General features: G+C 47.2%; 6 protein-coding genes. 2 read left to right on the top strand and 4 right to left on the bottom strand.

The window, feature by feature from the left end:
- On the top strand, positions 1-96 hold the full coding sequence (locus HP552_RS16915; RefSeq protein WP_376768939.1) for an IS3 family transposase: 96 nt from the start codon (positions 1-3) through the stop codon (positions 94-96).
- Positions 97-230: 134 nt separating this feature from the next.
- On the opposite strand, the gene HP552_RS16910 is transcribed toward HP552_RS16915, so the two are convergent.
- From HP552_RS16910 to HP552_RS16895, 4 genes are all read right to left on the bottom strand, one after another.
- Entirely contained in the window at positions 231-5,924 is a 5,694-nt protein-coding gene (locus tag HP552_RS16910) for a pectinesterase family protein (RefSeq protein ID WP_175396588.1), read from the bottom strand.
- Between the two features lie 228 nt (positions 5,925-6,152).
- Positions 6,153-7,298 (bottom strand): glycoside hydrolase family 88/105 protein, encoded by a 1,146-nt coding sequence (locus HP552_RS16905; protein ID WP_246310929.1) that lies wholly within the window; start codon positions 7,296-7,298, stop codon positions 6,153-6,155.
- Between the two features lie 31 nt (positions 7,299-7,329).
- Complete coding sequence (locus HP552_RS16900) at positions 7,330-8,829, bottom strand: extracellular solute-binding protein (RefSeq protein WP_175396587.1); 1,500 nt, start codon at positions 8,827-8,829, stop codon at positions 7,330-7,332.
- 59 nt (positions 8,830-8,888) lie between these two features.
- Positions 8,889-9,746, bottom strand: coding sequence for an ABC transporter permease (locus HP552_RS16895; RefSeq protein ID WP_246310938.1), 858 nt, complete (start codon positions 9,744-9,746; stop codon positions 8,889-8,891).
- 414 nt (positions 9,747-10,160) lie between these two features.
- Between HP552_RS16895 and HP552_RS16890 the strand changes: the two genes are divergently transcribed.
- Positions 10,161-11,045, top strand: coding sequence for a carbohydrate ABC transporter permease (locus tag HP552_RS16890; protein ID WP_175396586.1), 885 nt, complete (start codon positions 10,161-10,163; stop codon positions 11,043-11,045).
- The last annotated feature ends 16 nt before the right edge of the window (positions 11,046-11,061 follow it).

Here is an 11,061-nt window from a genome sequence, read left to right as displayed (position 1 = left end):
GTGAGAGAATACATATTGTTTTACAACCAAAACCGATTTCAGAAAAAACTAAACGACCGTTCCCCGGTAGAATACCGGGAAACGGCCGCAGCTTAAATCTTGTCTTTTTTTGTACTGTCTACTTGACAGGGTTATGACCAAATGCTGGCGCCCTTTTTTGCTTGAAATGTCCTAAGTGTTTATAGTACATCCGACAACCTCAGATCGCTCAAACTTTACCACCTCAACGATTAACGTTTTACAATAACCTTTACAGTTGATCTTGTTTTGTTCCCTGCTTTATCCACTGCCTCGTAAGTAATCGTATAAACACGATCCTGACCTTTGCCCTTGCCTGTACGTTCGGCACGGAGCTTGAATTCGAAATCAGGTGTACCGTAAGTGGCTCCTTGAATGTCAGGTGACTTGTTTCCGTGATCTTTCCCCTTATCAGGCTGGTTGCTTGTAATGGATACAAGTTTGACTGATGCTACGCCTGTTCCCTGATCTGTCGCATCTGCTTTGACCCGAATGGTCTCCATTTTGTTCGCATTGGCTTTCAGAATGGGTTTATTCACTTTTAGCCTTAACACGGGTGGAGTGGTGTCCTTTGCACTTTGAGGTGTGAAGCTGATTGTATATGTTTTCACACCACCATCTTGTCCAGTAACCTTCACCGTTGCCTGACCAGGTATGGCCGCTGCTTGCTCCACCTCCACAACAGACCTCTCGGATGCAGCGTCCGCTGAAACAACAGGCAGCTTACTGCCAGCCTTAACTTCAACCTCATAATTCTTCTGTGCCGGGTTAAATCCCGCCAGCAGACTGCCGTCTACGGATAAACTGGCCAGATCCCGATTGGTACTAACCAATGGGACGTCTAATGATGGATTCCAGTTATCAGGTCCCGCAAAGTGCTGAGCCGGAAGGTAGTTTTCTGCTTCTTCCGCAGTCAACTGTGTGGACCAATGGTATCTTTCTTTGGCATTTGCACCAGGTCCAAAAGAGGCATACTCGGTGAAACGAGCTGTCTTTTCATTATCGGCATTGCTCCAATTGTTCCACCCTATAGGGCTAATATGATCATCCATATAACTGTTAATGTAGGCTACGTTGGCATGCGCACGCCAAGGCCTGCCAAGAGCTACTTTCCCAGTCAGTCCGGGTTCAGCAGTGATTCGGCTATTGAGAAAAACATACCCCGGCTTGCCTTCGGCTGTAGAGGCCGCTGTCACATAACCATTACTCAAACTATGGATAATGCTGTTTTCAAAGAGAGCAGCAGCGTTGCCAAATATGAAGTCCACATCGCCTTCAATATAACTGTCAACATAATACTGTCTGCCATCATTGACATACAACGTGTCTTGCCAACCCTTTAGGCTGACATCACGGAACACAAGGCGATCTCCGCGTGCAAAAAGGGCTACCGCTTGCCCGGCATTGTCACCAGCATCATTCTGTATGGTCAGATGCTCGGCTGTAAAGTCATTCGTTTGAACTCTGAAGCTGTAGCTGTTTGATGTGCCAAGCGGATTCCCATTCCCATCAAGTGTGCTAGCCGAATCCCCGTATACTAATATCGTCCCTTCACGGCTCTCTCCCACCATCCTCAGATGAGTTTTGCTCGAGGGTACGTTTAGCTTTTCACGATAGATACCATCCTTGATTCGGATTACAGTTGGAATGATAGCATTGTCCGGGCTTGCATCAATCGCATCCTGTATCCGTTCGAATTGTGCACTGCCATCCAAAGCAACCGTCAACGTCTTTGCTGGAATTTCGGATACAGGAACAGATGGCAATCCCTCTCCAGCTTCGTTGCTTGCGGTGACCATATAATAATAGATACTGCCATTAGTCAGTCCCGAGTCGGTGTAAGTCACATCATTCAACTCCGAAGCAACCGATGTATACGGTCCTGCGGGAGATTCGCTGCGTTTCACAGCGTAACTGTTTGCTCCCTCCACAGCATTCCAGCTCAAAATAACTCCACCATCATCCGGGCCTGCTTGGATTCCATCCGGAGGGGATGGTGTTCCGTCATTAGCGGACGGTCTTATTCCTGTTGGTGCAGAATCAAGACTATGAGTATCTCCATTTACAGCAGTAACTTTGTAATAATAAGGCGTTCCATCTATGAGTTCTGTATCCGTGTAGGAGGTCCCCGATTGGCCCTCAGCGACAACTTCATACGTCCCGTCTAATGCGGTTGATCGTTTAATCTGATAGGTTGCCGCTCCCTCAACCGGTTGCCATTGAATCTCGACTGAACTCGGTTGAGATTTCGCTATAGGCTCAGGTGTAGACAAAGTACTGGACGGCGTAACAGCAACAGAAGTCGAATCCGCGCCTTCGCCACCAATTCCGGTTGCTGACACGACATAATAATAGGTCATTCCGTTATCCAGTCCGCCATCCTGATAGGAAGGTTGTGTTGTTTTGGCAGCCACAGTAGTAAAAGGACCTTCTGCCTGTACGCCACGTTTTACCGTATAATAGCTCGCCTGTTCGACTGGCTGCCAATGCAGATCTGCCTGTGCATTTCTGGATTTGGCTTGTAGTTCCTGGGGTGCTTCGGGTTTCACAGCATCTTCCGAAGGTGTCACTTCTACCCGATTGGAAGGCCCGCTCTCTCCTGAAGCACCTGATGCGGTAATGACATAATAATAGGTTGTACCGTTGGCAGCGGATTCGTCGATAAAGCTCGTGCTTGCCACTTCCGAAGCGATTAATTCGTATTCTGCTTCTTCCCCTGAACTGCGTTTGACATTATAGGTTGACGCTCCTTCGGCTTCTTCCCAGTCCAGTCTGACCATCCCGTTTCCAGGCTGTGCAGTCAGTCCTTTGGGTGTTGCGACAGGCTCAACATAGAGTCGCAGGTTGTCGTAATAGATTGTACCTTTGCCTGTACCCGGCGTTTTGGCCAGGAGACGGCCAATTCCATCCGTGAGTACATCTGCCTGAAACGGAACGTTATCAGCGACTCGCACATTGTCGATATAGATATCCGCTTTTTGCGCGGCTACATTGGCAGTAATCTTCAGGTTATACCATTGATGGTTTGCAGGAGCATCGATCAGCTTGTGATCAGCACCATCTCTCTTGTAAACCAGTGTATAGGTGTCTTCTGCTGCAGGAGCAGACGGTTTGCGGATTTCTATCGAAAGTGGTGTACGATTCCCTGAGCTGTTCTGCAGCTGCAATACATACGACGTCCCCGGCCAGGATGGTGACATGATATCCGTTTCCAATACAAAGCTGCCCAGCTGGGGTTGAAAAGGACGAACGAATTGCGTAATACCTGGCGCATTATCATACAGTTTCAGAGCCTTTGTTGACGTATTGCCAGTAGTCCCAGAAGGTATTTCAGCCACCTCAACGTTATGGTCTGCATCCTGGGGATCAGGGAGCACGGCATATCCAGTTGGTGTTTGGTTAACCTCTACTCCCTCATAGTCGTCATTAATGTATTCAATGGTCTCCAGTTCACCTTCCGGTACAGCATGGGCTTCGGCCGAGAAAAAACTGATTCCCTTGTCGTTCTCTGCCTTTACAACGTAGTAATACGTCTTTCCAACAGTCAGGTCAGGGTCAGTATAAGAAGAAGTCGTTATCCCTTTAACGAGTTCCGTGTATGGTCCTCCAGGTATGTCCGCACGGAAAACAGAATACGAGAGGGCATTGTCCACCTCATCCCAGGATAAAACGACCGATTTCGGACCTGATTCCGCCAACAGGTTGGCTGGTGCCAAAGGGAAATCTGCATCAAGCTGCCGAACGGTTGCATCGGAGAATACGGATGTGTTCAGTTTATCCACTTCGTCGTCCGGTTTGGATGCATCAGCCGCAAGTCCCAAATAAACGGTACTGCTCATTGGAAAATCTACGGCATTCATAACAGACCAGTCGGTCCCGTCTTTGGACACGAGAGATGTAATCTGATCACCGAGTCGGACCATTTTCACCCAATAAGGAAGAGTGATGAAGGCCTCAGGTTCCTGAATAGAAACATCTCCCCCCTCTGTTTCACGCGTCAAACCAAGCGTTTTTTGCCCCCCTTTGTCATAGGAAGTCATTAGGGCAATAAATGGCGAGGAATCGTCCAAACTCTCACGAATCATCACACCTGCTTCAGCCCCGTCATCCGTCGCCGTCACATGATCCACCCGGGCCACGATCTCGCCGTTGCCTTCCAGTGTCTGGTACGCATAATGGAAACGATCCGAAGCGCCAGCAATGTCACCTGCCGATTTTACTGTTACATCCGTCCCGGCTGCACCAAGCTGTGTATGACCGGCAATGCCTGGTGTTCCGATGTCTGTTGAAGTCCATGGAGAAATACTGCCTTCCTTATTCACATGCACCGTAACATTGTTGGATTGTGTAGCCGTTCCTGTATCGTCAATTGCGCGAACGGTGAGATAATGCGTACCGTCCTTCACATTATCCCAAGTTATAGAGTAAGGTGAGGAGTCATCTTCGCCTAATTTAATATCATTTTGATAAAATTCCACCTTCGAGATCGTACCATCCGGATCAGAGGCTGAGGCTGCAATTTCGATCGATGAACCCTCAGTGGCAATCGTATGGTTGGAAGGAGAATCTATGGATGCTGCGGGACTCGCTGACCCATTGCCTGCAATGCTGTTCAGATACATTTCAAGATGGGTATAGCCCGATTCGTGAATACCGTTTCGGTCAGAGGCATCATTCGGATTCAACCCTTGAGCGATTTCCCAATCACTCGGCATCCCGTCATGATCATCGTCTTCCAGTGTAGAGAGCACTTCCTCAAACTCCAGATATCCTCCCACTTCTTTCTGCGAATTGATATGCTGACCGGAACGGTTTTTAACATCATTAACGATTCTTGCATCAATGGCATCCCTTCTTGGGAGGACAGCACCAGCTTCAGCAAGGACACGATCATATGCCGTTTCCGCATCATCCATGACTGTTGGATTAGCCATGACTACAGGAGATTCCAGTTTGGATTCCGGATTCACCAATGATCCGACACCAAGCCAGTTATCGGCAGTAATTTCGGGAGATCCGTCGACAATGTTGCCTCCTACATAGAGCCGTGTATTGGCACTCACATCAAGGAAAAGTTGATCTCGCACGGAACAATACGTATTGGGACCGTATTTGTAATAGTTATTCATCAAATTATAGTTGCCTTCCTCACCACCATAGGCAGAGAAGAATCCCCAGTTGTATACGATATTGTTGTAAGATTCAGTATTAAATCCGGGGGATCCGGCAAATCTGGGGTTCCGGCTTACATTATGAGCAATGATGTTATGATGGAATGATGTATTATTTCCGCCCCAGATTCCGGCATAACCATGTCGACCCTTTTGATGGGTCGTCATTAACATACTTTCGGCAATGACGGACCATTGCACCGTTGTATTTTCGTTTACATACATGCTAAGCACTTCATCAACAGACCAGGTGAAAGAGCAATGATCGATGATTATATTTTTGTGATAACGTCCTCCAAAGACATCATCCTCACTCGGATGTTTATCACCCAGTCTGAAACGCATATGTCTTACAATAATGTTATCTGCCTGAAATGTAGTCCAATAATCGGATACGGTGATCCCTTCTCCAGGCGCAGTCTGTCCGGCAAGAGTGATATTGGAACCTGAGATAACTAGAGGAGATTCCAGATGAATGGTTCCACCAACTCTGAATACAACCGTTGTATCATTTTGACTGACAGCTTCACGAAGGGAGCCGGGTCCCGAATCCGCCAGCGTGGTCACTTCGTAAACAGCACCTCCCCTGCCACCAGTCGTATACATCCCGCCGCCTTCTGCTCCGGGAAAAGCAGGCAGTGCACCAGCCGTACCTGTGTCTTCCGCGGCAGCCATTCCTGGCAAAACGCTGAACAGCATCGATACGATCAAGATGAGTGATACAATCCTTTTCAATAGAATCTTCCTCCTCCGGTTTCGTATATTTCAATATTACAGAGAACTACACTGAGAGGCGGCTAACCTATCAGCAGGATGAATCACCCCCTTCACTTGATGTAAGCGTTATCATAAAAATCCGAGCTTAATACGTATAAGACCACGAGTAGGATGTATCTAATGTAAGGATGTGCCCGTATCGCTCTGCTTCCATCGAACGATACGGGCATAAACAGTGAAAATGAGTTACATTTTTTGATTTAACATGTACTCGTATTCCGTACACGCCAGTAAGAAAGCTCCAAGTCCCTTTTGATCGTTGGTAATGATCGGTTCACTAATATAATAAGCATAAGTGCCGTCCCGTCTCGGTTCTCCGCCAAGACCCGCAACCTGACAATTTTTGTACAGGTTTACCCAGCCCTCTTTCGTTTCCATAACAAATTCAGAAATCAACCCCGCATATGCATGTTCCAGTGTCTTCAACCAGGTGCCGTCCTGCAGCAAACCCAGCCGAATGCCCTTGGCCATGGCATACACGATCATGCTGGAAGCAGAAGCCTCCAGATAGTTTCCTTTTCGTGTTCCTTCATTAATAACCTGGTACCAAACGCCTGAAGGAGCGTCCTGGAAGTTCCGCAATGCTGACATCGTATCGTTCAGGATATCAATTAGCTTCAGGCGATCAGGATGGGTTTGCGGCAGCAGTTCCAGCACATCTACCAGAGCCATCACGAACCATCCCATTGACCTTCCCCAGAAGTTTGGCGACTGCCCGGTAACCGGGTCACTCCATGCCTGAACACGCTGCTCATCCCAGGCGTGGTAGAGCAAACCCGTTTGTTTATCGAGGTTATGTTCTGCGCACAGCATAAACTGCCGCGTCACGTCATCGAGATCCTGCTCTTCTTCCTGCTCGAAATGAAGCATGTATTCGAGATAAAATGGTGCGCCCATATACAGTCCATCCAGCCAAATCTGATAAGGATACACTTGCTTATGCCAGAACGCGCCCTCTGACGTACGCGGGTGAGTGCGCAGCTGCTGCCGCAGATGAGAAGCGGCCTGTTTGTATTTCGTATCGCCAGTCATTTGATAAAGGCCAAACAACAGCTTGCCGTTGTTCAAGTGATCAATATTATGCTCATCCTGTTGATACCCACGGATTGATCCATCATTTTGAATGAAGTAATCCATGTTGTCCCGGATGTACGCTGCATACTTGCTTTCGCCAGTCACTTTCCACAGCAGCTCAAATCCCTTCAGAATGACCCCATAATCATAAGACCATTTTCCATGATACCCGTTTGCCTCATACAGTCTGGGCGTACGCTCCATAATAGTTTCTGCTGTATGCGATGCCCAAAGGTACGGAGACTGAATCTGAATCATGGTTTCTCTTCCTCCTTCGATGCGTATGATTTTATTTGTTCTGCACGGCTTGGTAAGCTGCCTCGTATTCCGTAATCATTTTGTCGCCGCCGGACTTTCTCCACGTCTGAACTGCATCCTGGAATCCTTGCAGATCCAGCTTGCCGAGAATGTATTTATACGTGGCATCCGTGATGATTTTTTGCAGTTCCGATCCTTGCTCCGAGAACGTCGCGGACTCCAGGGAATACATCGGATTGAGGACTGCGTATTTCGTATTTTCCTGAATTAAACGATCGGATTCCACTCGCAATGGGTCCGAATCATGAATATCGTATCCATTCTCATTCGGACGTGAGGAAGAGAAGGGCTGCACTTCCTGCTCCCAGAGCTTGGTGTCGGTGATCGTTGCCGCATTGCCCTCTAGGCTGTAATGTACACCCTCGATACCATACGTCATCAACGTGTATACTTCTTCACTCATCAGATCGTCCATAAATTTCAAGACCTGTTTTAACTCAGCCTCGTCCTTCACTTCCGATTTGGGGAATGCCAGCAGCCCGCCTACGCCATTGGATGTGGACCAGATCGCCCGGTCACTTTCGTTACCTGTTGAAGTGATGTCGTTCACCATGATCAAATCCATGTCATCCTGCACGCCTTTGGCCAAATTGAGCAGGTTTTTGCTATCAAACAGTGCACCAACATAGATTCCTGCTTTTCCCTGTGCAAAGCCCTCCTGCTGATCTTTTTTTGCCGTTACTGCGAAATCCTGATTGATATACCCGTTGTTGTACAGCTCCTTCATATAATCCATTGCCTTAACGTAACCTTCGGATTCAAACTCGGGAGTTACCTTGCCATCCTCGCTGACTGCCCAACCGCTCGGCGTGCCAAAGTATGAACCCAGCGTCTTGAAAGCACCGAAAACCAGATCGCTCCGGTCAATGAAACCGGTCGTATCTTTGCTGCCATTCCCATCCGGATCCTGCTCGGTAAATGCTTTGGCTGCTTCCATCAGCTCAGCGGTGGTTTTTGGTACAGGCAACCCCAGTTTATCAAGCCAGTCTTTCCGAATAATGACGCCGTTTCGGGCTACCTGTTTCTGCATCGGAATCCCGTACAACTTGCCATCGATGGATGCCGAGTTTCTCATGTCTGCCGAGATTTCTTTCAGATTCGGAAATTCGTCCAGATACGGTCCCACTTCCCAGAAGACGCCGGCTTTCAGTGCATTTCGAACCGATGAATTCTCCATGATCGTTATTGAAACAATGTCAGCCAGGGAGCCGGAGGCTAAGGAGGTATTCAAGCGTTCCTCTTTGGAAGCATCCGGAATCCAGGAAAACTGAATATCCGTATTGGTTATTTCCTCAATTTTGCTCAGCACCGTATCCGTTGGCGGCGAAGCCGAATGCAGAATGTTTAACCAGCTAATGATGGGCTTTCCATCAGCATTGGTTTGTGGCTCTGCGTTCTCTCCTCCACAGGCGCTGAGCAGCAAGCTGCCACAAATCGTAAGCGCTATCAACTTTGCATAACGGAATTTCATGTGCACTTCCCCTTTTCTATTTTAAGTTTGTTGTTTCTAATTCAGCAGTTTTATGGTGGTTAATAGACCCCATCTTCACCAAACTTTTTGGCAAGCTTGTTGGCTATGATTACCAGAATGAGACCAACCAAGCCCTTGAACAGTCCGACGGTCGTGCTGAAGCTCAATTGTCCATTTTTCAATCCGACAGTGAAGATATACGTATCAAAAATCTCTCCCACCTCACGGTTAAGCGAGTTGAGCAGCAGATACATATGCTCAAAACCAAGCTCAAGTGTATTTCCGATTTTCAGGATTAACAACGTAATAATGACAGGGCGAATAGCTGGCAGTGTAACATGCCACATTTTGCGTAATCGGCTTGCGCCGTCCATATCTGCAGCTTCATAGAGCTGCGTATCAACCACCGTAATGGCAGCAAGATAGATGATGGTCGACCATCCGGCTTCTTTCCAGATAATCTGCAGGATATACATGGGACGAAGCCATTCCGGTGAGGTGAGGAAGCTAATTTTGTTTCCGCCAAACGCAGCAATCATCTCGTTTACCACCCCGCCATCCACGCTTAAAAACACATAGGTGATGGAAACGATGATGACCCATGACATGAAATGCGGAATGTACACAATGGTTTGAATTGAATTTTTGAACATCTTGTGCCTGACTTCATTCAGCATGAGCGCAAGAATGATGGGGATGGGAAAGAAAATAATCAATTCAAGTGCAAACAATATGAGTGTGTTGCTCAGCAGCATGGCGAAGGTCGGTTCGGTAAACAGACGAATAAAATGCTTGAAACCGACCCATGGACTATCTTTAATGCCGAGATACGGCTGATAATCCTGGAATGAAATAATCAATCCACCCATCGGAAAATACTTGAAGATGACAAAATAGACAAACCCCGGAAGAATCATCAGGTATAGAAGTTTATTTGCGGCTACACTTCTCAATTGATGACCGATTCCCGTCTTTCGATGCAGTTTGCCCTGTAACGAAACAACTGAGGAATTGGAATCCTTCACTGCTCTCTGACCTCCTTGATCGGTTAACATGTGTTCGAAGTCAAGCATATCCCCTGAGTCCCATTCCGTATATAATCATTAGCTATCATACTCCAGATAATCCTTTGGAACTGGCCTCTGGTAAGGCTTTTCGTTCTAGTGATTGTAGTTGATGATTATTAACCCCGTTGATGATTATCCTGTTTTTTGCTCGCGTATTCCCCCATTTGAATGCCTGCCGTAAGGTCTTAGGATATGATTATATACGTTATCTTGAACGCTTGTTATGGTGGGATGAGACCAATTATTAAGGAGGAACCCATCATCATGTCCAAAGCCGCACTCAAGAAGGAAACGATCGGAAGCGTCGTATTTAACGTAATGAACTATACACTGCTGCTCCTCTTTGCCCTTGCCTGCCTTTTACCTTTCATCAATGTGGTTGCCAGTTCATTTGCCTCAACACAAGAAATCGTGCAGAAGAAATTCATTTTGTTTCCAACATCGTTTTCACTCGATGCCTATCGTTATATCTTGTCCACTCCGACCATCTTCAAAGGGCTCGGTGTTTCCATCTTCATCACCCTTGTCGGTACCGCGGTCAGTATGACACTTACTGCACTAATGGCGTACGGATTATCCAGACGTTATCTGCTGGGCAGAAACGTCATTAATTTTATCATCGTATTTTCCATGCTGTTCAGTGGAGGCATGATCCCGACATTTTTGATTGTCAAAGCAGTAGGGCTGATTGATTCCTATTGGTCCATGATTATACCCACAGCCATTAACGCATTTAACCTGATCATCATGCGAAATTTCTTCCAGGCCCTTCCGGACAGTTTGGAGGAATCGGCCAAGATCGATGGTGCCAATGATTTCAGAATATTGTGGCAGATCATGCTTCCACTGGCTTTGCCATCGATTGCCACGCTGTCTCTTTTTTACGGCGTATCTTACTGGAACACCTATATGAATGCAATTCTATATCTCAACGAATCCAAGATGTGGCCGCTTCAGGTACTTCTTCGTCAGATCGTCATTGTATCGAGCGGAATGGAAGGGAATAGCTCGGCTGTTGATATCGTTCCCCCTTCTCAGACGATTAAGATGAGTGTAATCGTTGTAGCTACTGTACCCATGCTCATTGCATACCCTTTTGTACAGAAACACTTCACGAAAGGTGCTCTGCTGGGTTCAGTAAAAGGTTGAATGGCAGGATGCTGTT

The sequence above is a fragment of the Paenibacillus xylanilyticus genome (assembly GCF_013359935.1).
In the GTDB taxonomy this organism is placed as follows: domain Bacteria; phylum Bacillota; class Bacilli; order Paenibacillales; family Paenibacillaceae; genus Paenibacillus; species Paenibacillus xylanilyticus.
The sequence above is the reverse complement of the archived record's forward strand: the minus strand, read 5'-3'. Positions and strand labels throughout refer to the sequence as shown.

Coding starts and splice junctions, on each gene's coding strand:
- HP552_RS16905 (WP_246310929.1), bottom strand. CDS start 7,298: ATGATTCAGATTCAGTCTCCGTACCTTTGGGCATCGCATACAGCAGAA.
- HP552_RS16900 (WP_175396587.1), bottom strand. CDS start 8,829: ATGAAATTCCGTTATGCAAAGTTGATAGCGCTTACGATTTGTGGCAGC.
- HP552_RS16895 (WP_246310938.1), bottom strand. CDS start 9,746: ATGATTCTTCCGGGGTTTGTCTATTTTGTCATCTTCAAGTATTTTCCG.
- HP552_RS16890 (WP_175396586.1), top strand. CDS start 10,161: ATGTCCAAAGCCGCACTCAAGAAGGAAACGATCGGAAGCGTCGTATTT.